Here is a 24,667-nt window from a genome sequence, read left to right as displayed (position 1 = left end):
CCATGTCTGGCAAAGAACCGGTCAGCGAACTGATTCGCGCCAAGGATCTGGGCAGTGTCGACCGTTGGTCGCTGCCCAGTTTCGACGAGCATGACGAGTCGCAACCCGAGGCCCCTGCAGCAGAGCCGGTGACTGCCGAGCCGCCGCCGATCGCCCAGGAAAGCGAGGAGGTGGCCTTCGAGGATGTCAAACCCTTGACGCTCGATGAGCTCGAAGCGATCCGCCAGGACGCCTACAACGAGGGCTTTGCTACCGGTGAAAAGGACGGCTTCCGTGCCGGCCAGCTCAAGGCCAAGCAGGAGGCGGACGCCGCCCTGGCCGGGCGGGTCCAGGCGCTCGAGCAGGTCATGCACCATCTGTTCGAACCGATCGCCGAGCAGGATCAGCAGCTCGAAGTGGCGCTGGTCATGCTGGTTGGCCAGATCACCCGGGAAGTCATCCAGCGCGAACTGAGCCGCGACTCCAGCCAGATTCGTCAGGTGCTACGCGAGGCCCTCAAGTTGCTGCCCATGGGCGCGGAAAACATCCGCATCCACCTCAACCCGCAGGACTTCGAGCTGGTCAAGGCATTGCGCGAGCGCCACGAGGAAAGCTGGCGAATTCTCGAAGACGATTCGTTGCTGCCGGGCGGCTGCCGGGTGGAGAGCGAACACAGCCGCATCGACGCCAGCGTCGAAACCCGGCTGAGCCAGGCGCTCAAGCAACTGTTCGAGCAGCAGCGCGAGCATGCCACCACGCCGCGTGCTGCCGACATGGTCATCGATCTGGACGCCAGCGATGCGCCTTGAGCGCCTCAGCTTCGCCCGCCGCATGGAGGGCTACGGCGAGGCCGTCAAACTTCCCACCCAGCCCATCGTCGAAGGCCGCCTGCTGCGCATGGTCGGCCTGACCCTGGAGGCCGAGGGCCTGCGTGCCGCGCTGGGCAGTCGCTGCCTGGTGATCAACGACGACAGCTACCACCCGGTGCAGGTCGAGGCCGAGGTGATGGGCTTTTCCTCCGGCAAGATCTACCTGATGCCGGTCGGCAGCCTGGCCGGCATCGCGCCGGGCGCCCGGGTGGTGCCACTGCCCGATACCGGGCGCCTGCCCATGGGCATGTCGATGCTCGGCCGGGTGCTCGATGGCGCCGGCCGTGCCCTGGACGGCAAGGGCGGCATGAAGGCCGAGGACTGGGTACCGATGGACGGGCCGACCATCAACCCGCTCAAGCGCCACCCGATCAGCGAACCGCTGGATGTCGGCATCCGCAGCATCAACGGCCTGCTCACCGTCGGCCGCGGCCAACGCCTCGGTCTGTTCGCCGGCACCGGTGTCGGTAAGTCGGTGCTGCTGGGCATGATGACGCGCTTCACCGAGGCGGAGATCATCGTGGTCGGGTTGATCGGTGAGCGGGGTCGCGAGGTGAAGGAATTCATCGACGAGATTCTTGGCGAGGAGGGCATCAAGCGCTCGGTGGTGGTTGCCTCACCGGCCGATGATGCGCCGCTGATGCGCCTGCGCGCCGCCATGTACTGCACGCGGATCGCCGAATACTTCCGTGACAAGGGCAAGAACGTCCTGTTGCTGATGGATTCGCTGACCCGTTTCGCCCAGGCCCAGCGGGAAATCGCCCTGGCCATCGGTGAGCCGCCGGCGACCAAGGGCTATCCACCGTCGGTGTTCGCCAAGCTGCCGCGCCTGGTCGAACGGGCTGGTAATGCCGAGGAGGGCGGCGGTTCGATCACCGCCTTCTACACCGTGCTGTCCGAGGGCGATGACCAGCAGGATCCCATCGCCGACGCCGCCCGTGGCGTGCTCGACGGTCACTTCGTGCTGTCCCGGCGCCTGGCCGAAGAGGGGCACTACCCGGCCATCGATATCGAAGCCTCGATCAGCCGGGTGATGCCCCAGGTGGTCAGCCCCGAGCACATGCGCAACGCCCAGCGCTTCAAGCAGCTGTGGTCGCGTTATCAGCAGAGCCGCGACCTGATCAGCGTCGGCGCCTACGTGCCGGGTGGCGACGCCGACACCGACCTGGCCATCGCCCGCCAGCCGGTCATGGTCCGCTACCTGCGCCAGGCCCTCGGCGAAAGCGAGAGCCTGGAGAGCAGCCGCGAGCTGCTCGCCGCGGTGCTCAACCCCACGGCGGCATCCTAACCCGTGGCTGCCAGCCGAGCGGCGCGCCTGGCGCCGGTGGTCGACATGGCCGAGAAGGCCGAGCGCGAAGCCGCCTTGCAGCTTGGGCGTGCCCAGGGCCTGTTGGGACAGGCGCAGAACAAGCTCGCCGATCTGGAGAACTACCTGCAGGGCTATCAGCAGCAATGGATGAACGAGGGCCAGCATGGGGTGTCCGGCCAGTGGCTGATGAACTACCAGCGCTTCCTGTCCCAGCTCGATGTGGCGATTGCCCAGCAGCAGCAGGCGGTCAACTGGCATCGCAACAACCTGGACAAGGTGCGCGAGGTCTGGCAACAGCGCTATGCGCGCCTGGAGGGGCTGCGCAAGCTGGTGCAGCGCTACCTGGACGAAGCGCGCCTGGCCGAGGACAAGCGCGAGCAGAAACTGCTCGACGAGCTGTCCCAGCGCATTGTGCGACGCGATTCCCTGGAATGAGGTTGCCGCTTGCCCAGGCTAGTGCTAAATCTTCTTAAGTCGGAATTCAGTACGCCTGCGCGCGGGCTGGGCATGGCCAGGAAAAACAGGTGAGACACCGCGTCACCACACGGGTCAACAGCTTATCGGCTGCTCCACGGAGCAGGCTCGGCCACGTTGACCCGCCTTAGCGGGCTGCGGGTTATCCCGGATATCAAGGAGTGTTTCATGCCCATCACCTCGCTGCCCTCGGAAGACGGGCAAGAGTTGACCATTACCATTCAGGGTCGCTTCGATTTCGGCGCCCATCAGGAATTTCGCCGCGCCTACGAGCGAGTCGATATCCGTCCCAAGCGTTATACGGTCGATCTGAAGGGGACGACCTACCTCGACAGTTCGGCACTCGGCATGTTGTTGCTGTTGCGTGATCATGCCGGTGGCGACCGTGCGCAGATCCGTCTGCTCAACTGCAACGCCGACGTACGCAAGATTCTCTCCATTTCCAACTTCGAACAGCTTTTCCAGATCGACTGAGGCGCGATGAACGCCTCATCCCTGACCATCCTGATCGCCGAGGACAGCGCCACTGACCGCATGCTGCTGTCGACCATCGTCGGTCGCCAGGGGCATCGGGTGCTGGTGGCCGCCAATGGGCTGGAGGCGGTGGCGCTGTTCGAGTCGCAGCGCCCGCAGCTGGTGTTGATGGATGCGCTGATGCCGGTGATGGACGGCTTCGAGGCAGCCAGGCGGATCAAGGCCATGGCCGGTGAAGCCATGGTGCCGATCATCTTCCTGACCTCTCTGAGCGAAGATGAAGCGCTGGTCAGCTGCCTGGAGGCCGGCGGCGATGACTTTCTCGCCAAGCCCTACAGCCGGGTGATTCTGGAAGCCAAGATCAACGCCATGGACCGCTTGCGGCGCCTGCACCAGGAGGTGTTGCGCCAGCGCGACCAGATCGCCCGGCACAACGAGCATCTGCAGAACGAGCAACTGGTCGCCAAGGCGGTTTTCGACAAGGTGGCCCACTCCGGTTGCCTGGGCTCTGGCAACGTGCGCTACCTGCAGTCGCCCTACGCACTGTTCAATGGCGACCTGTTGCTGGCCGCCTTTCACCCCAGTGGCGACATGCACCTGTTGCTCGGCGATTTCACCGGGCATGGCTTGCCCGCGGCGATCGGCGCCATGCCGCTGGCGGATGTCTTCTACCGCATGACGGGCAAAGGCCATTCACTGGTGGAGATCCTCCACGAAAGCAATGCCAAGTTGCGCCGCATCCTGCCCCGCGGGGTGTTCTGCTGCGCCACCCTGTTGAACATCAGTTTCCGCCGGCGCACGGTCGACTTCTGGGGCGGTGGCCTGCCGGCCGGTTACGTGCTGCGCCAGGACAGTGGCGAGCGCGTGCCGCTGGTCTCGCGCCACCTGCCACTGGGCGTGCTCGAGCCGGACAGTTTTCGCGATGACTACGAGTCCTATTCGCTGGAGCTGGGTGACCGGGTTTTTCTGCTCTCCGATGGCGTACTCGAAGCGCAGAACGAACACGACGAGTTGTTCGGCGAGCAGCGCCTGCTCGAGGTGCTCGATGCCGGCCGTGACGCGGCGCTTCTGTTCGCCGATATTCAGCAGGCGTTGCAGGCTTTTCACGGCGAGGCCCGCGACGATGTCAGCCTGGTCGAAGTGACCATGATCGAGGATGGCGCGGTCAGTCGGCCGCCGCTGCCAGCCGGTGAGTCGCAGGCCGGGCCGGACAACTGGTCGGCGCGCTATGATTTTCGCGGTGCCACCCTGCGCGATTTCTATCCCTTGCCGCACCTGTTGCAGTTGCTGCTCGAAGTGCCGGGGCTGCGCGGCAATGGCGGCAATCTCTACAGCGTGCTGTGCGAGCTGTACACCAACGCGCTCGAACACGGCGTGCTGGCCCTGGATTCCTCGCTCAAGCGCGATGCCGCCGGCTTCGCCGAGTACTATCGGCTGCGCGCCGAGCGGCTCGATACCCTGCAGGATGGCTGCGTCAGCGTGGCCTTCGACGTGCGACAGCGGCCAGGCGGTGGTTGCCTGACCCTGACCGTCGAGGACAGTGGCGCTGGCTTCGACCCGGTGGCGGTGTTGGCGCGCCAGCACTCGGCAAGCGGCTTCAGTGGCCGCGGCATGGGGCTGATCCGCGAATTCAGCGAGCGCTGTGAGTGGTCGCCTGACGGGCGTCGGGTCTGTGTGGAGTTTTCCTGGGCCACACAGGCATAATCCGTCTGCTTTCGCGAGCCAGCTGAGGAGGCGCCGCGATGGCAAACCGTCGTTCGAGGCTGGCCTGGAGTCTAGGGTGTCCGACAATCATCTGGATCGCGATGTACTCAATACCCTGCAGGACATCATGGAGGACGAGTATCCGGTGCTGCTGGATACCTTCGTGACCGACTCCGAAGAGCGCCTGCGCCTGCTGCAGAACGCCCAGCAGGAACAGGATGCCCAGGCCATGCGCCGGGCAGCGCACAGCTTCAAGGGCAGCTGCAGCAACATGGGCGCCAAGGCGCTGGCCGAGTCCTGCCGGGATCTCGAAGAGCTGGCGCGACGGGGGGAGCTGGCCGAGTCGGCGCAGCTGGTCTCGCGTATCGAGCGCGAGTTCGCCATCGTGCGGATCCTGCTGAAGTCCGAGCGGCAGCGTTTCCCGGCCCGCTAGCTTTTTCTTGAATGTTGGCTCGACCCTTGCTTGGAGAGGGCATACGTCATAATTCAAGCGGAGAGCATTCATGCCCGTTGCCCCTGATCTGTTGCTGACCCCGGCCCCGGCTGCCAAGCCCAAGGCCGCGCCGGCAACCACTACGCAGAGCACCGCGCAGCCGCGCAAGCAGGAGGCTTCCAGCTTCTCGCAGGTGTATGCCAAAGAGCGCCAGGCCAAGGCCAGCGAACGCCAGGACGACGCCGTGAAGTCGGCACGCGACGGCAAGGCCGATCCCCAGGCGAGCGCCAGCGATCCGGCAACGGCGGCTGCCGCCGAACCGGCGGTTGCCGATAGCGGCAAGGATTTGCCTGAAGAACCGACGCTGGAAGAGGGCGCCGTCGATCCCCTGTTGCTGCTGGGCTTGTTCCAGCCGGAGCCCGAGGTGCTGGTGGCCGAGCCCGAAGCAGAGTCCGAGGCGGCGACCGCCGTGGTCTCGAGCAGCCTGATCGGCTCCGCGCCGGCGAGCATGACCGAGGCGAGCTTCGATCCGGAAATTGACGCGCTCAACCAGCAGCCCGCCGTGCAATTGGCGCTCGAGGTCGGCGCCCAGGAAAAGGCCGCCGCGCAGTCGACCGCTAACCCGGGTGGCGCAGCGGCGTCCGCTTCGGCCAGCAGTGGCCAGGCGTTTGCCAGCGCCATGGCGGCCATGGGCATGAAGTCCACGGCCGTGGAGGGTGAAACTGCCGAGCTTACCCCGCTGCCGTCTTTCGAGCTCAGCAGCGAAGCGCTCGAGGCGCTCAAGGAGAGTTCGGCCGGTACCGCGCCCGAGCAGTTCGTCAGCAAGCTCAGCGCGCTGAGCCAGGCGATTGGCCAGCAGGCCTCTCAGGTCGGTCGGGTTGCCGTGGTGCCCGGTCAGCCGGTGGCCATGCAGCAGGCCGGCTGGAGTGAAGGGGTGGTGGACAAGGTGATGTGGATGTCCAGCCAGAACCTCAAGTCCGCGGAGATCCAGCTCGACCCGGCTGAACTCGGCCGGCTCGATGTGCGCATCAGCCTGAACCAGGACCAGACCCAGATCAGCTTCGCCAGCGCTCACCCAAGTGTGCGCGAGGCGCTCGAAGGCCAGATGCATCGCCTGCGTGAGATGTTCACCCAGCAGGGCATGAACCTGGCTGACGTGAACGTTTCCGATCAGTCCCAGGGCCGCGCCTGGCAAGGCCAGGAAGGCGACGGGCGTGGCCGCGGTAGCCGGATGGCGGATGAGGGCGGGGCTGCTGGCGAGAGCGAGGAGCGGGTGATCGGCAGCCTCGAGATCCGCGACCCGGCCCAGGGCACTGGCCGCGGCATGGTCGACTATTACGCCTGACCTGCGGTTCGACACCGATTGCGCTGGAGCCATCCCGGTTGCCCGTTGCTGTTCTAGACTCCCAATCACCCCGCTCGACACTGCGAGCGGGGTGATTTGCTTTTTACGGCACGCCTGGAGTCAGGTCAGGCCCCCTGCTTTCGCGTAACATGGCGCGCTCGGTGATTGCAGCCGCGTCGATGAGCTGGCATAACACTTGCTCTTAACCTATTGAAAGCGGAGGGTTCTCCGCTCCGTGACGGATTTTTGGCATGGCAAAGAAGAACGCGCCACCCGCCGCTGCTGCCGAAGCAGGCAGCAAGCCGCCTGGCAAGCTCAAGCTCATCATCGTGATCGTGCTGGCCCTGTTGCTGGCTGTCGGCGCATCGATCGGCGGCACCTGGTTCTTCCTGAGCAAGGACAGCGCCAAGCCGGAGGCCGAGCATGCCCAGGCCGAGAACGCCGCGCCGGTCAAGCAGCCGGCGATCTATGAAGAGCTGACGCCCGCCTTCGTGGTCAACTTCACCCAGAATGGCCGGGCACGCTACATGCAGGTCAGCGTGGCCTTGATGGCCCGTGATCAGGCCGGTCTGGATGCACTGAAAGTGCACATGCCGGTGCTGCGCAACAACCTGGTGATGCTGTTCTCCGGCCAGGATTTCAACGCCCTGATCACTCCGGTCGGCAAGGAAATGCTGCGCCAGCAGGCGACTGCCAGCGTGCAGCAACTGGCCGAGAAGGAGACCGGCAAGGTGGTCGTCGAGCAGGTGCTGTTCACCAACCTCGTGTTGCAATAGGGCGGGAGCTCGCTAATGGCCGTACAAGACCTGCTGTCCCAGGACGAGATCGATGCGCTGTTGCACGGGGTCGACGATGGCCTGGTGGAAACCGAGGAGTTCGTCGAACCCGGCAGCGTCAAGCAATATGACCTGACCAGCCAGGATCGCATCGTGCGCGGGCGCATGCCGACCCTGGAGATGATCAACGAGCGTTTCGCGCGCTATACGCGCATCAGCATGTTCAACCTGCTGCGCCGCTCTGCCGATGTGGCGGTTGGTGGCGTGCAGGTGATGAAGTTCGGCGAGTACGTGCACTCGCTGTACGTGCCGACCAGCCTCAACCTGGTGAAGATGAAGCCGTTGCGCGGCACTGGCCTGTTCATCCTCGACGCCAAGCTGGTGTTCAAGCTGGTCGACAACTTCTTTGGTGGCGATGGTCGCCACGCCAAGATCGAAGGGCGCGAATTCACCCCCACCGAACTGCGCGTGGTGCGCATGGTGCTCGATCAGGCGTTCGTCGACCTGCGCGAGGCCTGGGCGGCAGTGATGGACATCAACTTCGAGTACGTCGGCTCGGAGGTCAACCCGGCGCTGGCCAACATCGTCAGCCCCAGCGAAGTCATCGTGGTCTCGACCTTCCACATCGAGCTCGATGGCGGCGGCGGTGACCTGCACGTGACCATGCCTTATTCGATGATCGAACCCATTCGCGAGATGCTCGATGCCGGCTTCCAGTCCGATGTCGACGACCAGGACGAGCGCTGGATCAAGGCCCTGCGCGAAGACATCCTCGACGTCAGCGTACCGCTCAGCGCCACCGTGGCGCGGCGCCAGCTCAAGGTGCGCGACATTCTGCACATGCAACCTGGCGACGTGATTCCCGTCGAGCTTCCCGAGCACATGATCCTGCGCGCCAACGGCGTGCCGTCGTTCAAGGTCAAGCTCGGCTCGCACAAGGGCAATCTGTCGCTGCAGGTGCTCGACCCCCTGGATCGCCAGCACCGTTAGCCCCCATTATCTGCCGCGCCGTGAGCGTGGCCAAACCGATAGACGCCAGCCGAGGTTGAACGATGGCAGACGAGAACGAACAAACCAGCCCCGAGGAACAGGCGCTCGCCGACGAATGGGCGGCTGCGCTGTCCGAGTCCGGCGATGCGGATGGGCAGGACGATATCGACGCGATGCTGGCCGCCAGTGCAGCCAGCCAGCCCTCGGCGCCCCGCGCGCCGATGGAGGAGTTCGGCACCACGCCCAAGGCCAACAACCCGGTCAGCCTGGAGGGCCCGAACCTCGATGTGATTCTCGACATCCCGGTGTCCATCTCCATGGAAGTGGGTAATGCCGACATCACCATTCGCAACCTGCTGCAGCTCAACCAGGGCTCGGTGATCGAGCTCGATCGCCTGGCGGGCGAGCCGCTCGACGTGCTGGTCAACGGAACCCTGATCGCCCACGGCGAAGTGGTGGTGGTCAACGAGAAGTTCGGCATTCGCCTGACCGACGTGATCAGCCCCAGCGAACGCATCAAGAAGCTGCGCTGACGCCATGCACAGACTCCTGCTCGCGCTGCTGGCGCTACCGTGCTTCGTATTCGCCGCCGAACCGGCTGCCCAGGCGCCTGCCGCCAGCGGCGGCATAGGCGGGCAGCTGGCCCAGCTGGTGATCGGCCTGCTGCTGGTGATCGGCCTGATCTTTCTGCTCGCCTGGATGATGCGCCGCGTGCAGCGCCTGGGGCCCAACAATGGCAAGGTGATCAAGATCGTCGCCAGCCAGGCGCTGAGCCCCCGTGACCGCCTGGTGCTGGTGCAGGTGGGCAACGAGCAGATCCTGCTTGGCCTGACACCCGGGCGCATCAACTCCCTGCATGTGATGGGCGAGCCGGTTCACCTGCCCGATGCCGAGCCGGCATCCACCGAGTTCTCCCAGCGCCTGATGGAGTTGCTGGGCAAGGACCAGAAGGACAAGTCCTGATGCTGCGACTTCTGCTAGTGCTGGTGTTCGCCCTGGGTGCCTCGCTGGCCTTCGCCCAGGAGCCGCCCTCGGTCAACCCGCTGATCCAGCAGGGCAACAACCCGTTGTCGATTCCGGCGATTACCCTGAGCACCGATGCCGAGGGGCAGCAGGAATACTCGGTCAGCCTGCAGATCCTGCTGATCATGACGGCGCTGAGTTTCATCCCGGCGTTCCTCATGCTGATGACCAGCTTCACGCGCATCATCATCGTGTTTTCCATCCTGCGTCAGGCCATGGGCCTGCAGCAGACACCCTCCAACCAGATCCTCATCGGCCTGGCGCTGTTCCTCACCCTGTTCATCATGGCGCCGGTCTTCGACCAGATTAATCGCGAGGCCCTGCAGCCTTATCTGAACCAGCAGTTGCCGGCCCAGCAGGCGATCGAGCGGGCCGAAGTGCCGATCAAGAACTTCATGCTCGCGCAGACCCGTGAGAGCGATCTGGAGCTGTTCGTGCGCCTGTCCAAGCGTACCGACATCGCCACCCCGGAAGCGGCGCCGCTGACCATCCTGGTGCCGGCCTTCGTGACCTCGGAGCTCAAGACCGCGTTCCAGATCGGTTTCATGATCTTCATTCCGTTCCTGATCATCGACATGGTGGTGGCCAGTATCCTCATGGCCATGGGCATGATGATGCTGTCGCCGCTGATCATTTCGCTGCCGTTCAAGATCATGCTGTTCGTGCTGATCGACGGCTGGGCGCTGATCATGGGCACCCTGGCCAGCAGTTTCGGCACCCTGTAGCGAGGCTCACATGACCCCTGAAGTTGCTGTCGATCTATTCCGCGAAGGGCTCTGGCTGATCTCCCTGATGGTTGGCCTGCTGGTCATGCCCAGCCTGCTGGTGGGCCTTGTGGTGGCGATGTTCCAGGCTGCCACGCAGATCAACGAACAGACCCTGAGCTTCCTGCCGCGCCTGCTGGTGATGCTGCTGACCCTGATCGTTGCCGGGCCCTGGATGGTCCAGCAGCTGATGGAATACACGCAGAACCTGATCATGAACATTCCGCAGCTGATCGGCTGAGCCGATGTTCGAGCTGAGCGATGCGCAGATCGGCAGCTGGGTCAGCAGTTTCGTGCTGCCGCTGTTTCGCATCGCCGCCTTGTTGATGGTGATGCCCATCGTCGGCACCCAGCTGGTGCCCACCCGCGTGCGCCTGTACCTGGCCCTGGCCATCAGCGTGGTGCTGGTGCCCACCTTGCCGCCGATGCCGTTGGTCGACTCGATCAGCCTGCAGGCCTTCATGCTGATCGCCCAGGAGATCCTCATCGGGGTGATGCTCGGCTTCGTGCTGCAGCTGTTCTTCCATGTCTTCGTGGTTGCCGGGCAGATTCTGGCGATGCAGATGGGCCTGGGCTTCGCTTCCATGGTCGATCCGGCCAACGGCATTTCGGTGCCGGTGATCGCCCAGTACTTCACCATGCTGGTGACCTTGCTGTTTCTGGCCATGAACGGGCACCTGGTGGTCTTCGAGGTGCTGGCCGAAAGTTTCGTGACCCTGCCGCCGGGCTCCGGCCTGCAGGTCGAGCATTACTGGGAGATCGCCACCAAGCTCGGCTGGGTGATGGGCGCAGCGCTGATCCTGGTGTTGCCGGCGGTCACCGCGCTCCTGGTGGTGAATATCGCCTTTGGCGTGATGACCCGCGCGGCACCGCAGTTGAACATCTTCTCCATCGGTTTTCCGCTCACCCTGGTGCTGGGCATGGTGATCGTGTGGATTTCCATGGCTGATATCCTGGCGCACTATCAGGTGCTCGCCTCCGAGGCGCTGATCATGTTGCGCGAACTGGCGAGGGCCCGCTGATGGCCGAGTCGGACAGCGGTGCCGATAAAAGCGAGGAACCCACGGAGAAACGCCGCCGGGAATCCCGTGAAAAGGGCCAGATCGCCCGCTCCAAGGAACTCAATACCTTCGCCATCATGCTGGCAGGCTCCGGCGGCTTGCTTGCCACCGGCGGGGCGATCGGCAATGCCATGCTGGAAATCATGCGCGGCAATTTCGCGCTGCCACGCGAGGTGCTGATGGACGAGCGCAGCATGGCGCTGTGGCTGGCAGCCTCCGGGCAGGTGGCGCTGGAGGCGCTGATGCCGCTGTTGGTCGTGCTGTTGGTGATGTCCATCGTCGGCCCCATCGCGCTGGGTGGCTGGCTGTTTTCGGCCAAGGCCATGGCGCCCAAATTCAGCCGCATGAACCCCCTGGCCGGGCTCAAGCGGATGTTCTCGATGAAGGCGCTGATCGAGCTGCTCAAGGCACTGGCGAAGTTCATCGTCATTCTGCTGGTGGCCCTGGTGGTGCTGTCGATGGACCGCGACGACCTGCTGGCGATCGCCAACGAGCCGATCGAGTCGGCGATCATGCATTCGGCGCAAGTGGTCGGCTGGAGTGCGCTGTGGATGTCCTTCGGGCTGATTTTCATCGCTGCCGTGGACGTGCCGTTCCAGCTCTGGGACAACAAGCAGAAGCTGATGATGACCAAGCAGGAGGTCAGGGACGAATACAAGGACAGCGAGGGCAAGCCGGAGGTCAAGCAGCGCATTCGCCAACTGCAGCACGAGATGACCCAGCGGCGCATGATGCAGGCAGTGCCCCAGGCCGACGTGGTGATCACCAACCCCACGCACTTTGCCGTTGCCTTGAAATACGACCCCGAGGCAGGGCAGGCGCCGATGCTGCTGGCCAAGGGCAGCGACTTCACCGCGCTGAAGATTCGCGAGATCGCCACCGAGCACAACGTGCTGCTGCTGGAGTCGCCGGCATTGGCACGCTCGATCTACCACACCACCGAGCTCGACCAGGAAATCCCGGCCGGTTTGTATCTGGCGGTCGCCCAGGTACTGGCCTACGTCTATCAGATTCGCCAGTTCCAGGCCGGCAAGGGCAAGCGCCCGGCGCCGCTGAAGGATTTGCCCATCCCGCCGGACCTGCGTCGCGACCCGTAGGCCGCTGCAGCCTGCCCGGTGCAGGCTGCAGCCGGTTGGCTTAGTTGATCACGCCACAGGCAACGCGGGCGCCACCGCCGCCCAGGGGCTTGGGATGATCGGCATGGTTGTCGCCGCCGGCGTGAACCATCAGCGACAGGTCCTTGAGCTCGTCCACGCTCTTGATCCGCGGCGCCAGTACCGGTTGGTTGGCCTTGCCGTCAGCGGTGACCAGCAGGGCGGGGAGGTCGCCCAGGTGGCCCTCACCCCAGGGGAGGCCGTGCTTGCCGGTGTTTTTCGGATCCCAGTGGCCGCCGGCGGCTTCGGCGGCGGATGGCTGGCCATCCTTGGGCGCCGGATCGCAGCTGGGTTTGCTGTGAACGTGGAAGCCGTGCACCCCGGGTTCCAGGCCATGCAGCTCGGGGGTGAACACCACGCCGTAAGGGCTCTGGCTGATCACCACCTTGCCGACCGAGCTGCCGACGCCATTGGCGTCCACGGCATTCAGTTCGACGGTCTTGTCGGCGGCATGCAGGCTGGCCGCGCAGCAACTGGCCAGTGCGGCCATCATCCAACGTTTCATGGTGCTCTCCTTGGTCGGAACGTCTTTGGGTAAAGCCATTGCTCAAGAGGTGTGACTGGCCTTTGCCGGCGGGGTTCGTGTTTTCGTCCCGTGGCTGCCGGAGCAGGGCACGCGATTGCCGGCAGGAGCCGCCTGTTTCGCGGCTTTCAAAGAGTTGGAGAGGTTCTTGCAATACCGGTTGCAGCGACGTCCTCAACGTCAAAAGATTGAATCAGCCGGGGTACCCACGTGGCACTAGATCGCGCTCAAATGATTGGCGATGTTCGCAGCAACCTTTCCGGGCTGCGTAACGGCAATCTCGGTATTCCGCTGTTGCTGCTGGTCATGCTCGCCATGGTCATGCTGCCGATTCCGCCGTTTCTGCTCGACGTGCTGTTCACCTTCAGCATCGCCCTGTCCATCGTCGTCTTGCTGGTGGCGATCTATGCGCTGCGGCCGCTGGATTTCGCCGTGTTCCCGACCATCCTGCTGGCTGCGACGCTGTTGCGCCTGGCGCTCAACGTCGCCTCCACCCGGGTGGTGCTGCTCAACGGGCAGGACGGCCACGACGCTGCGGGCAAGGTGATCCAGGCCTTCGGCGAGGTGGTGATCGGCGGCAACTACGTGGTCGGTATCGTGGTGTTCGCGATCCTCATGATCATCAACTTCGTGGTGGTTACCAAGGGTGCCGGGCGTATTTCCGAGGTGAGCGCGCGTTTCACCCTGGACGCCATGCCCGGCAAGCAGATGGCCATCGATGCCGACCTCAACGCCGGCCTCATCGACCAGGTCGAAGCCAAGAAACGTCGCAGCGAAGTGGCCCAGGAGGCCGATTTCTACGGCTCCATGGACGGTGCCAGCAAGTTCGTGCGCGGCGACGCCGTCGCCGGCCTGCTGATCCTGTTCATCAACCTGATCGGCGGTATTGCCATCGGCATGCTGCAGCACGGCCTGAGTTTCGGCGACGCCGGGCGTATCTACACCCTGCTGACCATCGGTGACGGCCTGGTGGCGCAGATCCCGTCGCTGCTGCTGTCGACCGCCGCGGCGATCATGGTGACCCGCGTGTCCAGCTCCGAGGACATGGGCGCCCAGGTCAACCGGCAGATGTTCGCCTCGCCGCGCGCGCTGGCCGTATCGGCGGCGATCATGATCGCCATGGGCCTGGTGCCGGGCATGCCGCACATGTCGTTCATCAGCCTCGGCCTGGTGGCGGCTGGCGCGGCCTACTGGATCGCCAACAAGCAGCGCAAGACCAAGGAAGCCGAAGTCATCGAAGTGCAGCGCCAGCAGGAACTGCTGCCGGCCCAGCGCGCCCAGGAGGTCAAGGAGCTGGGCTGGGATGACGTGGTGCCGGTGGACATGGTCGGCCTGGAAGTGGGTTATCGGCTGATTCCCCTGGTCGATCGCAACCAGGGTGGGCAGCTGCTGGCGCGCATCAAGGGCGTGCGCAAGAAGCTGTCCCAGGAGATGGGCTTCCTGATGCCCTCGGTGCATATCCGCGACAACCTCGATCTGCAGCCCAACGCCTACCGCCTGACCCTGATGGGCGTCAGTGTCGCCGAAGCCGAGGTGTACCCGGATCGCGAACTGGCGATCAACCCCGGCCAGGTGTTCGGCACCCTCAATGGGGTGGCCGCCAGAGATCCGGCGTTTGGCCTGGAGGCGGTGTGGATCGACCCGAGCCAGCGCGACCAGGCGCAATCGCTCGGTTACACCGTGGTCGACGCCAGCACCGTGGTGGCCACCCACCTCAACCAGATTCTGCACAAGCACGCCCATGAGCTGCTGGGCCACGAAGAAGTCCAGCAACTGATGCAATTGCTGGCGAAAAGCTCGCCAAAGCTGGCCGAGGAGCTGGTGCCGGGGCTGATTTCCCTGTCGACCCTGCTCAAGGTGTTGCAGGCATTGCTGCAGGAGCAGGTGCCGGTACGCGATATCCGCACCATCGCCGAGGCCATCGCCAACGTTGCGCCGAGGAGTCAAGATCCCGCCGCCATGGTCGCGGCAGTTCGTGTCGCGTTGTCCCGCGCCATCGTGCAAAACATCGTGGGACTAGAGCCGGAGCTGCCTGTGATCACCCTCGAGCCAAGGTTGGAACAGATATTGCTAAACAGTCTTCAGAAGGCCGGTCAGGGCTCAGAGGATGGCATCCTCCTGGAACCTGGCATGGCCGAGAAGCTGCAGCGTTCCCTGGTGGAAGCAGCGCAGCGTCAGGAGATGCTTGGCAAGCCGGTGATTCTGCTGGCAGCCGGGCCGGTTCGGGGGATGCTCTCGCGTTTCGCCCGGTTGGCCGTCCCGAGCATGCATGTCCTGGCGTACCAGGAAATTCCGGACAACAAGCAGGTCACCATCGTTGCGACGGTGGGGCAGAACTAATCGAGGGTACGGGCCATGCAGGTCAAACGCTTTTTCGCTGCCGATATGCGCCAAGCCATGAAGCTGGTTCGTGATGAACTGGGCGCCGATGCGACCATCATCGCCAACCGCCGCGTGGCCGGTGGTGTGGAATTGACGGCTGCGCTCGATTACCAGGCCCCGCCGGTTCCGGCGCGGCAGGCCAACCCGGCACTGGAAGCCGAGCTGCGCAAGACCCAGTCGAAGATTGCTTCGGCCCATGCCGAGTTGACCACCCGCAGCCAGGCCGATGCCGGCAAGGACCGTCAGCTGTTTGGCGCGGCGCCTGCCACGCCGGCGGCCGACAGCCTGGATGCCGTGCTGCAGCGCCAGCAGCAGAAGCCGGCGGCGGCGTCGGTCGAGCAGTCGGCGCTGGATTCCATGCGCTCTGAACTGCATGGCCTGCGGGAGCTGATCGAAATGCAGATGGGCTCCATGGCCTGGGGGCAGATGCAGGCCCGCCGCCCGCAGCAGGCCACCTTGTGGCGCCGTCTGCAGCGCATGGGGCTGCCCGCCGAACTGGCACGTACGCTGCTTGATCGCGTGGCGTCGATCGCCGATCAGCGGCAGGCCTGGCGCATGGTGCTGGCGCACCTCGCTCATGCGATCCAGACGCCCAAGCAGGAGCCGATGGAAGAGGGCGGTGTGATCGCCCTGGTTGGCCCGGCAGGCATGGGCAAGACCACCACCCTGGCCAAGCTGGCCGCTCGCTACGTACTCAAGTACGGCGCTGCCAGCATCGCCCTGGTGAGCATGGACAGCTACCGCATCGGTGCCCAGGAACAGCTCAAGACCCTGGGGCGGATTCTTGGCGTCTCGGTGACCCAGGTCGACCCTGGTCAGTCGCTGACCCAGGCCTTGGCGCCTTTGGCCCGCAAGCGCGTGGTGCTGATCGACACGGCCGGCCTGCCTGCCAACGATCCGGCGCTGCGCATGCAGCTCGAGGCGCTGGCCAGTCGCGGCGTCAATGCACGCAATTACCTGGTGCTGGCCGCTACCAGCCAGGCTCAGGTGCTCAAGGCGGCGTATCACAGCTACAAGCGTTGTGGGCTGGCCGGCTGCATTCTGAGTAAACTGGACGAAGCCGCCAGCATGGGCGAGGTACTCGGGCTGGCTATTGGCCACCGTCTGCCGGTAGCCTACCTGGCAGATGGCCCGCGCATCCCGGATGACGTGCACGTGCCGCGCAGCCACCAGCTGGTCAGTCGCGCCGTTGGCCTGCAGGCACCGGATGAACCGAGCGAGGATACGATGGCCGACATGTTCGCCGGGCTGTATCAGAACCCGGCCAGGCAGGCCGGTTGAACGGGTTGAGCGTGGCGAAGCGCTGGTCGTGCTCGCCGCGACAGCGCACAATGGCCCCAGGGCCCACAGTGAAGTTAGATAAGGTGTGTAGATAACATGGGTATGCATCCCGTACAGGTGATCGCGGTGACTGGCGGCAAGGGCGGCGTTGGCAAGACCAATGTGTCGGTGAATTTGTCACTGGCACTCGCCGATCTCGGTCGGCGCGTCATGCTCATGGATGCCGACCTGGGCCTGGCCAACGTCGACGTGCTGCTCGGGTTGACCGCCAAACGCACCCTGGCCGACGTCATCGACGGCGAGTGCGACCTGCGCGACGTGGTATTGCAGGGGCCCGGCGGCATTCGTATCGTGCCCGCCGCCTCGGGCACCCAGAGCATGGTGCAGCTCACACCCATGCAGCATGCCGGCCTGATCCAGGCCTTCAGCGACATCAGCGAGAACCTCGATGTACTGATCGTCGATACTGCTGCCGGCATCGGCGACTCGGTGGTCAGCTTCGTGCGCGCCGCCCAGGAAGTGCTGGTGGTGGTGTGCGACGAACCGACCTCCATCACCGATGCCTACGCGCTGATCAAGCTGCTCAACCGCGACCACGGCATGAATCGTTTCCGGGTACTCGCCAATATGGCGCACAGCCCCCAGGAAGGTCGCAATCTGTTTGCTAAGCTGACCAAGGTGACCGATCGTTTTCTGGATGTTGCGCTGCAATATGTCGGCGCGGTGCCCTACGACGAATCGGTTCGCAAGGCCGTACAGAAACAGCGTGCGGTGTATGAGGCGTTCCCTCGTTCGAAGTGCGCGCTGGCGTTCAAGGCGATTGCCCAGAAGGTCGATGCATGGCCGCTGCCGGCCAACCCGCGTGGTCATCTGGAGTTTTTCGTGGAGCGCCTGGTGCAACAACCGACTGCAGACACGGCTGTATGACGACAGCCTCTGGACTCCGAATGTACAGCAAGGCAACAGCACGAGATTCACAGCATCAGTTGATCGAGCGCCACGCGCCGCTGGTAAAACGTATCGCCTACCACCTGTTGGCCCGCCTGCCGGCCAACGTGCAGGTCGATGACCTGATCCAGGCCGGGATGATCGGTTTGCTCGAGGCTTCACGTAAATACGACGCCGGCAAGGGCGCCAGTTTCGAGACCTTTGCCGGCATTCGTATTCGCGGTGCCATGCTCGACGAGGTGCGCAAGGGGGACTGGGCGCCACGTTCGGTGCACCGCAACAGCCGCATGGTCAGCGATGCGATACGAAAAATTGAGGCCAGAACCGGTCGTGACGCTAAAGATCACGAGGTTGCTGCCGAACTCCAATTGAGTCTCGAAGATTACTACGGCATTCTTGGCGACACTTTGGGCAGCCGCCTGTTCAGTTTCGACGACCTCTTGCAGGAAGGCGAAAATGGCGGACTGCAGGAAGACACGAGTTCCCTGCATCACGGACCGTCGCATGAACTGGAAGATGATCGTTTCCAGGCCGCGCTGGCCGATGCCATCAGTAATCTGCCGGAGCGTGAGCGGCTGGTGTTGTCGCTGTATTACGACGAGGAATTGAATCTCAAGGAAATCGGCGAGGTACTGGGGGTCAGTGAGTCGCGGGTCAGCCAACTGCACAGCCAATGTGCCGCGCGCTTACGGGCGCGGTTGGGGGAGTGGCGCGCATAGGAAATCTGTTCACGGGCCGGAGGTGGTCGAGCCGGGCCGTGAATGGGTCGCAGAATTAGCAGGGCGCTGGACACACAGTGAACGCAGCAAAGCCGAGCGCAATGGTTTGCGGCGTTCAGCCAGGCCGGTTTCACGATTAATAAGCGCTGCACGGTGTTGCAGGCGTTTTGGGACTGTACGGAGGTCGACTTGGACAAGAACATGAAAATCCTCATCGTCGATGATTTCTCGACGATGCGACGGATCATCAAGAACCTCTTGCGTGATCTGGGGTTCACCAACACGGCAGAGGCTGACGACGGCGTCACGGCGTTGCCGATGCTGCAGAGCGGCAGCTTCGATTTTCTGGTGACCGACTGGAACATGCCGGGCATGACGGGCATCGACCTGTTGCGCGCCGTGCGCGCCGACGATCGACTCAAGCACCTGCCGGTGCTGATGGTCACGGCGGAAGCCAAACGCGATCAGATCATCGAGGCCGCGCAAGCCGGTGTGAATGGCTATGTAGTCAAGCCGTTCACTGCTCAGGTGCTCAAGGAAAAGATCGAAAAAATCTTCGAGCGAGTCAACGGCTGATGTCTGCCGCGAGGTTGTTATGGAACACCAAGATTCTAACGAGGTTGACCTCGAGTCGACCCTGAAAAGCAATGCCCGCCAACTGGTCGACAGTCTCGAACAAGGCAACTTTGGCGAAGCCGTACAGCTGATCAACGAATTGAACAAGGCGCGCGACCGGGGGCTTTACCTCGAAGTCGGCAAGCTCACCCGTGAGCTGCACAATGCCATCGTCAATTTTCAGCTCGACCCTCGGGTTCCACATGCCAAGGAAGTCTCGCAGATCGCCGATGCGACCGAGCGCCTGAACTACGTGGTGACCATGACCGAGCGTGCGGCCAACCGCACCATGGACCTGGTCGAGCAGAGCGCGCCGCTGGTCAATGACCTGAGCAGCGAAGCCGATTTGCTCGCCGAGGACTGGGGCCGCTTCATGCGTCGCGAAATGAGCGCCGAAGCCTTCCGTGAGCTCGCCAAGCGCATCGAGCTGTTCCTGGCGCGCAGCCAGCGCGACACCGGCAAGCTGTCGGGGCATCTCAACGACATTCTGCTGGCGCAGGATTACCAGGACCTGACCGGTCAGGTAATCAAGCGCGTCACGCAGTTGGTGACCGAAGTCGAGAGCAATCTCCTCAAGCTGGTGCTGATGGCCAGCCAGGTCGATCGCTTCGCGGGTATCGATCACGACCACGAAGAGCTGCGTGCCGAGCAGAACAAAGAAAAAAATCCGTCCCGCGGTGAAGGTCCGCAGATTCATGCCGATAAGCGTGATGATGTCGCCTCGAACCAAGACGACGTCGACGATTTGCTGTCCAGTCTGGGTTTTTAGGAGCACGTCATATGAGCTTCGGCGCCGATGAAGAAATCCTCCAGGATTTCCTGGTAGAGGCCGGCGAAATTCTCGAGCAATTGTCCGAGCAGTTGGTGGAGCTGGAAAGCCGCCCGGACGATATGAACCTGCTCAATGCGATTTTCCGAGGGTTTCACACGGTAAAAGGCGGTGCCGGCTTCCTGCAGCTCAATGAGCTGGTGGAGTGCTGCCATATTGCCGAGAACGTGTTCGACATCCTGCGCAAGGGTGAGCGTCGTGTTGACGCCGAACTGATGGACGTGGTGCTCGAAGCACTGGACGCGGTCAACGGCATGTTCACCGAAGTGCGCGAGCGCGTGGAACTGACGCCTGCCTCGCCAGCGCTGCTGGCAGCACTCGCGCGCCTGGCCGAGCCGGGTGGCGCTGTGCCTGACGCGGTGGCTGAGCCGGAACCTGCGCCTGCAGAGCCGCTGGCGACAGCGGCCGAGCCTTCAGCAGATATCTCTGACAGCGAATTCGAGCAATTGCTCGACGCCCTGGGCGATGAAGCTCCGGCGCCGGCCAGTGCCTCGACTGACGAGATCACCGATGACGAGTTCGAGTCGCTGCTCGACCAGTTGCACGGCAAGGGCCAGTTCGCTGCGCCGGCCGCTGCTGCAGCGCCAGCGCCGGCTCAAGAGCCGGTGGCGGCGCCAGCAGCCCAGGGCGATGAGATTACCGACGACGAATTCGAAGCGCTGCTCGATCAACTGCACGGCAAGGGCCAGTTCGTCGCGCCTGCCGTAGCGCCCGTCCCGGCGGCAGCGGCGGAACCCGCGCCTGCGGCAAAAGCGGGCGACGATATTACCGATGACGAATTCGAAGCGCTGCTCGATCAGCTGCATGGCAAAGGCCAGTTCGTTGCGCCTGCCGTAGCACCTGCAGCCGAGCCGGCTGCCGCTGCCAAGCCGGCGGCGCCCGCTGCCAAGGCCGAGCCGGCCAAAGTGGCACCTGCAGCCAAGCCCGAGCCAAGCAAGGCGGCTGCCGCTCCCGTCAAGGCAGAGGCCAGCAAGCCGGCCCCTGCACCGGCAGCGGCTGCTGCGCCGGCCAGCGAGGCGGAAACCACGGTTCGCGTCGACACCGCTCGCCTGGACGAGATCATGAACATGGTCGGCGAGCTGGTGCTGGTGCGTAACCGCCTGGTGCGCCTGGGGCTCAACAGCGGCGACGAGGCCATGTCCAAGGCGGTGTCGAACCTCGACGTGGTCACGGCCGATCTGCAGACCTCGGTCATGAAGACCCGCATGCAGCCGATCAAGAAGGTCTTCGGGCGCTTTCCGCGCCTGGTTCGTGACCTGGCCCGCCAGCTCAAGAAAGAGATCAACCTCGAACTGGTCGGTGAAGAAACCGACCTGGACAAGAACCTGGTCGAGGCCCTGGCCGATCCGCTGGTGCACTTGGTGCGCAACGCTGTCGACCACGGCGTGGAAAGCCCCGATGAGCGCGAGGCCGCCGGCAAGTCGCGAACCGGGCGCGTGGTGCTGTCCGCCGAGCAGGAAGGCGACCACATCCTGCTGATGATCACCGATGACGGCAAGGGCATGGACGCCGACGTATTGCGCAGCAAGGCCGTGGAAAAGGGCCTGCTGGACAAGGACGCCGCCGATCGCCTGACCGACCTGGAATGCTACAACCTGATCTTCGCCCCGGGCTTCTCGACCAAGACCGAGATTTCCGACGTGTCCGGCCGCGGCGTGGGCATGGACGTGGTGAAGACCAAGATTTCCCAGCTCAACGGTACGGTGAACGTGTTCTCGCAGAAAGGCCAGGGCTCGAAGATCGTCATCAAGGTGCCACTGACCCTGGCGATCATGCCGACGCTGATGGTGATGCTGGGCAACCAGGCGTTCGCCTTCCCGCTGGTCAACGTCAACGAGATCTTCCACCTCGACCTGTCGCGTACCAACGTGGTCGATGGCCAGGAAGTGGTGATCGTGCGCGACAAGGCGCTACCGCTGTTCTACCTCAAGCGCTGGCTGGTCAGCAAAGCTGCCCATGAAGAGCAAGGCGAGGGGCATGTGGTGATTCTCACTGTCGGCAACCAGCGTATCGGCTTCGTGGTCGACCAGCTGGTCGGCCAGGAAGAGGTGGTGATCAAGCCACTGGGCAAGATGCTGCAGGGTACGCCCGGCATGTCCGGCGCGACCATCACCGGTGATGGTCGCATCGCGCTGATCCTCGATGTGCCCAGCATGCTCAAGCGCTACGCACGGCGTCTCTGATTGTCCACGGCACGGCGACGGCCGTGCCGCTTAGGAGTGTTTATGGTTGTCAAGGTACTGGTAGTCGACGACTCCGGTTTTTTCCGGCGCAGAGTTTCGGAGATTCTCTCCTCGGACCCCAACATCACCGTGGTCGGTACGGCCACCAACGGGCGCGAAGCCATCGATCAGGCGCTGGCGCTCAAGCCAGACGTGATCACCATGGATTACGAGATGCCGCTCATGGATGGCATCACCTCCGTGCGCAACATCATGCAGCGCTGCCCGACACCGGTGCTGATGTTCTCCTCGCTCACCCACGAAGGCGCCCGGGTCACCCTGGATGCGCTGGACGCCGGTGCGGTGGACTTTCTGCCGAAGAACTTCGAAGACATCTCGCGCAATCCCGAGAAGGTCAAGCAGCTGCTGTGCGAGAAGGTCCACAGCATCTCGCGCAGCAACCGCCGGGGGGTCGGCACGGCGTCCGTGACGCCGCCTGCCGGCGGTAGCACGAGCCGACCTGCCAGCGCCCCGAGCACCACCACGGCGGCCGCACGCCCGCAGCCAAGCGTCAGCCAACCGCCGGTCGAGCGGCCCAGCGCCTCGGCCAGTGCGGCGCCCAAGCGCAAGGCCTACAAGCTGGTGGCGATCGGCACCTCGACGGGCGGCCCGGTTGCCCTGCAGCGCGTACTGACCCAGTTGCCAGCCAATTTCCCGACGCCCATCGTGCTGATCCAGCACATGCCGGCAGCCTTCACCAAGGCCTTTGCCGAGCGTCTGGACAAGCTGTGCAAGATCAACGTCAAGGAAGCCGAGGACGGCGACATCCTGCGCCCCGGCCTGGCCATCCTGGCGCCGGGCGGCAAGCAGATGATGATCGACGGCCGCGGTACGATCCGCATCCTGCCCGGTGACGAGCGCCTGAACTACAAGCCCTGCGTGGACATCACCTTCGGTTCGGCGGCCAAGTCGTACAACGACAAGGTGCTGGCCGTGGTATTGACCGGCATGGGCGCAGACGGCCGTGAGGGTGCGCGCCTGCTCAAGCAGGGCGGCAGTCAGATCTGGGCCCAGGATGAAGCCAGCTGCGTGATCTACGGCATGCCCATGGCCATCGTCAAGGCCAACCTGGCCGACGCCGTCTATCCCCTCGATGATATCGGTCGCCATCTGGTCGAGGCCTGCCTCTGATGGATGTGCTGAGTCTGATCGGCGTCATTCTGGCGTTCGTCGCGATTCTTGGCGGCAACTACCTGGAAGGCGGTCATGTCTCGGCACTGCTCAACGGCCCGGCGGCGCTGATCGTGATCGGCGGAACCCTGGGCGCGGCCTTGCTGCAGACCCCCGTGGCGGTGTTCAAGCGCGCCGTGAGCATCCTGCGCTGGATCTTCGTGCCGCCGCAGATCGACCTGCCAGGCGGCATCGACCGGGTGGTCAACTGGAGCATGACCGCGCGCAAGGAAGGCCTGCTGGGTTTGGAGGCGGTCGCCGATGGCGAGCCCGATGCCTACGCCCGCAAGGGGTTGCAGCTGCTGGTCGACGGCACCGAGCCGGAAGCCATTCGCAGCATTCTCGAGGTGGATCTCTACACCCAGGAAAGCCGTGATATCCAGGCCGCCAAGTTCTTCGAATGCATGGGCGGCTACGCACCGACCATCGGCATCATCGGCGCGGTCATGGGGTTGATCCACGTGATGGGCAACCTCGCCGACCCCAGCCTGCTGGGTAGCGGCATTGCCGTGGCGTTCGTCGCTACCATCTACGGCGTGGCCATCGCCAACCTGCTGCTGCTGCCGATCGGCAACAAGCTGAAATCAGTAGCCCTGCGCCAGTCGGCGTACCGGGAGATGCTTCTGGAAGGCATCCTGTCCATTGGTGAGGGCGAGAACCCGCGGTCCATCGAGCTGAAGCTGCAAGGCTTCATGAGCTGATCATGGCCCGCCGACGCCACCACGAAGAACACGAGAACCACGAGCGCTGGCTGGTTTCCTACGCGGATTTCATCACCCTGCTATTCGCGTTCTTCGTGGTCATGTATTCGATTTCTTCGATCAACGAAGGCAAGTACAAGATCCTTTCGGACAGCCTGACCGGCGTTTTCAACCAGCCTGACCGTTCGATCAAGCCCATTCCGGTTGGCGACGAGCGCCCGCGTACCACCGAGCCGGATCGTTCGATGGTTGACGAGGCGGCGCCGCAGCAGATCGCCGCGTCCACTCTGCAGACCATCGCCGACAGCATTCGCGATGCCTTTGGCGGCCTGCTGCAGAGCGATCAGCTCAAGGTGCGCGGCAACGAACTGTGGATCGAGATCGAGTTGAGCTCCGGGCTGCTGTTTCCCAGTGGCGATGCACTGCCGAACGACGAGGCCTTCGCGATCATCGAGAAGATCGCCAAGATCCTGGCACCTTATGGCAACCCGGTGCACGTCGAAGGGTTCACCGACAACCAGCCGATCAAGACCGCGCAGTTCCCCACCAACTGGGAGCTGTCTGCGGCGCGGGCGGCAAGCATCGTGCGTATGCTGGCCATGGATGGCGTCGATCCGTCGCGCCTGGCCGCCGTGGGCTACGGCGAGTTCCAGCCGGTGGCCGACAACGCCACGGCGGAGGGCAGGGCGCGCAATCGCCGGGTAGTGCTGGTGGTCTCGCGCAATCTCGATGTACGGCGTAGTGTGAGTGGTGTGGGAAGCGCCAATGCGCAGCCTGATGCAGCGCTGCAACGCGCTGGCACGCAACCTGCTAAAGAGCTTGCAGCACCGGCGTCCGCCAACGACGCCGTCAATTCCCCGTCGCCAGTCCCTGAAATGGACAACTAGTCTCGGCCAGGCCTAGCCTTTCCCCGGGAGGATGA

The 24,667-nt window shown here is 64.0% G+C and carries 26 protein-coding genes; 25 read left to right on the top strand and 1 reads right to left on the bottom strand.

Annotation, left to right across the window (positions count from 1 at the left end; all coding sequences use genetic code 11):
- Positions 1-2 precede the first annotated feature (2 nt).
- The 15 genes from fliH (at position 3) to flhB (ending at position 12,298) form a co-directional block, all read left to right on the top strand.
- Entirely contained in the window at positions 3-788 is a 786-nt protein-coding gene (fliH, locus tag QYS36_RS12790) for a flagellar assembly protein FliH (RefSeq protein WP_308839834.1), read from the top strand.
- Positions 778-2,136 carry a flagellar protein export ATPase FliI gene (gene fliI, locus QYS36_RS12785; protein WP_308839967.1) on the top strand — a complete coding sequence of 453 codons (1,359 nt, stop codon included), beginning with the start codon at positions 778-780 and terminating at the stop codon, positions 2,134-2,136. Before fliH ends, fliI begins: the two co-directional genes overlap by 11 nt.
- A gap of 3 nt (positions 2,137-2,139) precedes the next feature.
- The gene (gene fliJ, locus QYS36_RS12780) at positions 2,140-2,592 is read left to right on the top strand and encodes a flagellar export protein FliJ (RefSeq protein ID WP_308839833.1); all 453 of its coding nucleotides are present in this window, start codon (positions 2,140-2,142) and stop codon (positions 2,590-2,592) included.
- 207 nt (positions 2,593-2,799) lie between these two features.
- Entirely contained in the window at positions 2,800-3,105 is a 306-nt protein-coding gene (locus QYS36_RS12775; RefSeq protein ID WP_013791031.1) for an STAS domain-containing protein, read from the top strand.
- Positions 3,106-3,111: 6 nt separating this feature from the next.
- On the top strand, positions 3,112-4,809 hold the full coding sequence (locus QYS36_RS12770) for a fused response regulator/phosphatase (protein WP_308839832.1): 1,698 nt from the start codon (positions 3,112-3,114) through the stop codon (positions 4,807-4,809).
- 76 nt (positions 4,810-4,885) lie between these two features.
- A complete protein-coding gene (locus QYS36_RS12765) occupies positions 4,886-5,242 on the top strand; it encodes an Hpt domain-containing protein (RefSeq protein WP_308839831.1) in 357 nt (118 codons plus the stop codon).
- A 70-nt stretch (positions 5,243-5,312) separates the two neighbouring features.
- On the top strand, positions 5,313-6,587 hold the full coding sequence (locus tag QYS36_RS12760; RefSeq protein ID WP_308839830.1) for a flagellar hook-length control protein FliK: 1,275 nt from the start codon (positions 5,313-5,315) through the stop codon (positions 6,585-6,587).
- Positions 6,588-6,838: 251 nt separating this feature from the next.
- Positions 6,839-7,363: a flagellar basal body-associated protein FliL gene (gene fliL / locus QYS36_RS12755; protein WP_308839829.1), complete on the top strand. Its 525-nt coding sequence runs from the start codon at positions 6,839-6,841 to the stop codon at positions 7,361-7,363.
- 15 nt (positions 7,364-7,378) lie between these two features.
- Positions 7,379-8,353, top strand: a complete 975-nt coding sequence (fliM, locus tag QYS36_RS12750; RefSeq protein ID WP_308839828.1) for a flagellar motor switch protein FliM — start codon at positions 7,379-7,381, stop codon at positions 8,351-8,353.
- 62 nt (positions 8,354-8,415) lie between these two features.
- Positions 8,416-8,886 carry a flagellar motor switch protein FliN gene (gene fliN / locus QYS36_RS12745; protein ID WP_111463598.1) on the top strand — a complete coding sequence of 157 codons (471 nt, stop codon included), beginning with the start codon at positions 8,416-8,418 and terminating at the stop codon, positions 8,884-8,886.
- A 4-nt stretch (positions 8,887-8,890) separates the two neighbouring features.
- The gene (fliO, locus tag QYS36_RS12740; protein ID WP_308839827.1) at positions 8,891-9,316 is read left to right on the top strand and encodes a flagellar biosynthetic protein FliO; all 426 of its coding nucleotides are present in this window, start codon (positions 8,891-8,893) and stop codon (positions 9,314-9,316) included.
- On the top strand, positions 9,316-10,101 hold the full coding sequence (gene fliP, locus QYS36_RS12735; protein WP_308839826.1) for a flagellar type III secretion system pore protein FliP: 786 nt from the start codon (positions 9,316-9,318) through the stop codon (positions 10,099-10,101). Before fliO ends, fliP begins: the two co-directional genes overlap by 1 nt.
- A 10-nt stretch (positions 10,102-10,111) precedes the next feature.
- Positions 10,112-10,381, top strand: a complete 270-nt coding sequence (gene fliQ / locus QYS36_RS12730; RefSeq protein WP_308839825.1) for a flagellar biosynthesis protein FliQ — start codon at positions 10,112-10,114, stop codon at positions 10,379-10,381.
- Positions 10,382-10,385: 4 nt separating this feature from the next.
- Entirely contained in the window at positions 10,386-11,162 is a 777-nt protein-coding gene (gene fliR, locus QYS36_RS12725; protein ID WP_308839824.1) for a flagellar biosynthetic protein FliR, read from the top strand.
- Positions 11,162-12,298: a flagellar biosynthesis protein FlhB gene (gene flhB / locus QYS36_RS12720; protein WP_308839823.1), complete on the top strand. Its 1,137-nt coding sequence runs from the start codon at positions 11,162-11,164 to the stop codon at positions 12,296-12,298. Before fliR ends, flhB begins: the two co-directional genes overlap by 1 nt.
- Positions 12,299-12,338: 40 nt before the next feature.
- Here flhB and sodC read toward each other — a convergent pair whose 3' ends face one another.
- The gene (sodC, locus tag QYS36_RS12715) at positions 12,339-12,860 is read right to left on the bottom strand and encodes a superoxide dismutase [Cu-Zn] SodC (protein ID WP_308839822.1); all 522 of its coding nucleotides are present in this window, start codon (positions 12,858-12,860) and stop codon (positions 12,339-12,341) included.
- A 249-nt stretch (positions 12,861-13,109) separates the two neighbouring features.
- Between sodC and flhA the strand changes: the two genes are divergently transcribed.
- From flhA to motD, 10 genes are all read left to right on the top strand, one after another.
- On the top strand, positions 13,110-15,218 hold the full coding sequence (gene flhA / locus QYS36_RS12710; RefSeq protein WP_308839821.1) for a flagellar biosynthesis protein FlhA: 2,109 nt from the start codon (positions 13,110-13,112) through the stop codon (positions 15,216-15,218).
- A gap of 15 nt (positions 15,219-15,233) precedes the next feature.
- On the top strand, positions 15,234-16,541 hold the full coding sequence (gene flhF / locus QYS36_RS12705; protein WP_308839820.1) for a flagellar biosynthesis protein FlhF: 1,308 nt from the start codon (positions 15,234-15,236) through the stop codon (positions 16,539-16,541).
- Between the two features lie 96 nt (positions 16,542-16,637).
- Positions 16,638-17,468, top strand: coding sequence for a flagellar synthesis regulator FleN (gene fleN / locus QYS36_RS12700; protein ID WP_177430872.1), 831 nt, complete (start codon positions 16,638-16,640; stop codon positions 17,466-17,468).
- The gene (gene fliA, locus QYS36_RS12695; protein ID WP_111463607.1) at positions 17,465-18,208 is read left to right on the top strand and encodes an RNA polymerase sigma factor FliA; all 744 of its coding nucleotides are present in this window, start codon (positions 17,465-17,467) and stop codon (positions 18,206-18,208) included. Before fleN ends, fliA begins: the two co-directional genes overlap by 4 nt.
- A 201-nt stretch (positions 18,209-18,409) precedes the next feature.
- On the top strand, positions 18,410-18,784 hold the full coding sequence (locus QYS36_RS12690; RefSeq protein ID WP_308839966.1) for a chemotaxis response regulator CheY: 375 nt from the start codon (positions 18,410-18,412) through the stop codon (positions 18,782-18,784).
- A gap of 19 nt (positions 18,785-18,803) precedes the next feature.
- Entirely contained in the window at positions 18,804-19,592 is a 789-nt protein-coding gene (locus tag QYS36_RS12685) for a protein phosphatase CheZ (protein WP_308839819.1), read from the top strand.
- Positions 19,593-19,603: 11 nt separating this feature from the next.
- A complete protein-coding gene (locus QYS36_RS12680; RefSeq protein WP_308839818.1) occupies positions 19,604-21,835 on the top strand; it encodes a chemotaxis protein CheA in 2,232 nt (743 codons plus the stop codon).
- A gap of 42 nt (positions 21,836-21,877) precedes the next feature.
- The gene (locus QYS36_RS12675) at positions 21,878-23,005 is read left to right on the top strand and encodes a chemotaxis response regulator protein-glutamate methylesterase (protein ID WP_308839817.1); all 1,128 of its coding nucleotides are present in this window, start codon (positions 21,878-21,880) and stop codon (positions 23,003-23,005) included.
- Positions 23,005-23,745: a flagellar motor protein gene (locus QYS36_RS12670; RefSeq protein ID WP_308839816.1), complete on the top strand. Its 741-nt coding sequence runs from the start codon at positions 23,005-23,007 to the stop codon at positions 23,743-23,745. The genes QYS36_RS12675 and QYS36_RS12670 overlap by 1 nt, the downstream gene beginning before the upstream one ends.
- Positions 23,745-24,632 carry a flagellar motor protein MotD gene (motD, locus tag QYS36_RS12665; RefSeq protein ID WP_308839965.1) on the top strand — a complete coding sequence of 296 codons (888 nt, stop codon included), beginning with the start codon at positions 23,745-23,747 and terminating at the stop codon, positions 24,630-24,632. Before QYS36_RS12670 ends, motD begins: the two co-directional genes overlap by 1 nt.
- Positions 24,633-24,667 lie beyond the last annotated feature (35 nt).

Origin of the sequence: Pseudomonas sp. G34, from assembly GCF_031119625.1 — a bacterium.
Taxonomy (GTDB): Bacteria; Pseudomonadota; Gammaproteobacteria; order Pseudomonadales; family Pseudomonadaceae; genus Aquipseudomonas.
This window is presented reverse-complemented; position numbering and strand designations above follow the sequence as displayed.

Coding starts and splice junctions, on each gene's coding strand:
- sodC (WP_308839822.1), bottom strand. CDS start 12,860: ATGAAACGTTGGATGATGGCCGCACTGGCCAGTTGCTGCGCGGCCAGC.
- QYS36_RS12775 (WP_013791031.1), top strand. CDS start 2,800: ATGCCCATCACCTCGCTGCCCTCGGAAGACGGGCAAGAGTTGACCATT.
- fliH (WP_308839834.1), top strand. CDS start 3: ATGTCTGGCAAAGAACCGGTCAGCGAACTGATTCGCGCCAAGGATCTG.
- flhF (WP_308839820.1), top strand. CDS start 15,234: ATGCAGGTCAAACGCTTTTTCGCTGCCGATATGCGCCAAGCCATGAAG.
- QYS36_RS12675 (WP_308839817.1), top strand. CDS start 21,878: ATGGTTGTCAAGGTACTGGTAGTCGACGACTCCGGTTTTTTCCGGCGC.
- QYS36_RS12770 (WP_308839832.1), top strand. CDS start 3,112: ATGAACGCCTCATCCCTGACCATCCTGATCGCCGAGGACAGCGCCACT.
- fleN (WP_177430872.1), top strand. CDS start 16,638: ATGGGTATGCATCCCGTACAGGTGATCGCGGTGACTGGCGGCAAGGGC.
- QYS36_RS12760 (WP_308839830.1), top strand. CDS start 5,313: ATGCCCGTTGCCCCTGATCTGTTGCTGACCCCGGCCCCGGCTGCCAAG.
- fliP (WP_308839826.1), top strand. CDS start 9,316: ATGCTGCGACTTCTGCTAGTGCTGGTGTTCGCCCTGGGTGCCTCGCTG.
- fliR (WP_308839824.1), top strand. CDS start 10,386: ATGTTCGAGCTGAGCGATGCGCAGATCGGCAGCTGGGTCAGCAGTTTC.
- flhB (WP_308839823.1), top strand. CDS start 11,162: ATGGCCGAGTCGGACAGCGGTGCCGATAAAAGCGAGGAACCCACGGAG.
- fliO (WP_308839827.1), top strand. CDS start 8,891: ATGCACAGACTCCTGCTCGCGCTGCTGGCGCTACCGTGCTTCGTATTC.
- fliL (WP_308839829.1), top strand. CDS start 6,839: ATGGCAAAGAAGAACGCGCCACCCGCCGCTGCTGCCGAAGCAGGCAGC.
- QYS36_RS12680 (WP_308839818.1), top strand. CDS start 19,604: ATGAGCTTCGGCGCCGATGAAGAAATCCTCCAGGATTTCCTGGTAGAG.
- flhA (WP_308839821.1), top strand. CDS start 13,110: ATGATTGGCGATGTTCGCAGCAACCTTTCCGGGCTGCGTAACGGCAAT.
- fliI (WP_308839967.1), top strand. CDS start 778: ATGCGCCTTGAGCGCCTCAGCTTCGCCCGCCGCATGGAGGGCTACGGC.
- QYS36_RS12670 (WP_308839816.1), top strand. CDS start 23,005: ATGGATGTGCTGAGTCTGATCGGCGTCATTCTGGCGTTCGTCGCGATT.
- QYS36_RS12685 (WP_308839819.1), top strand. CDS start 18,804: ATGGAACACCAAGATTCTAACGAGGTTGACCTCGAGTCGACCCTGAAA.
- fliM (WP_308839828.1), top strand. CDS start 7,379: ATGGCCGTACAAGACCTGCTGTCCCAGGACGAGATCGATGCGCTGTTG.
- fliN (WP_111463598.1), top strand. CDS start 8,416: ATGGCAGACGAGAACGAACAAACCAGCCCCGAGGAACAGGCGCTCGCC.
- QYS36_RS12690 (WP_308839966.1), top strand. CDS start 18,410: ATGAAAATCCTCATCGTCGATGATTTCTCGACGATGCGACGGATCATC.
- fliQ (WP_308839825.1), top strand. CDS start 10,112: ATGACCCCTGAAGTTGCTGTCGATCTATTCCGCGAAGGGCTCTGGCTG.
- fliA (WP_111463607.1), top strand. CDS start 17,465: ATGACGACAGCCTCTGGACTCCGAATGTACAGCAAGGCAACAGCACGA.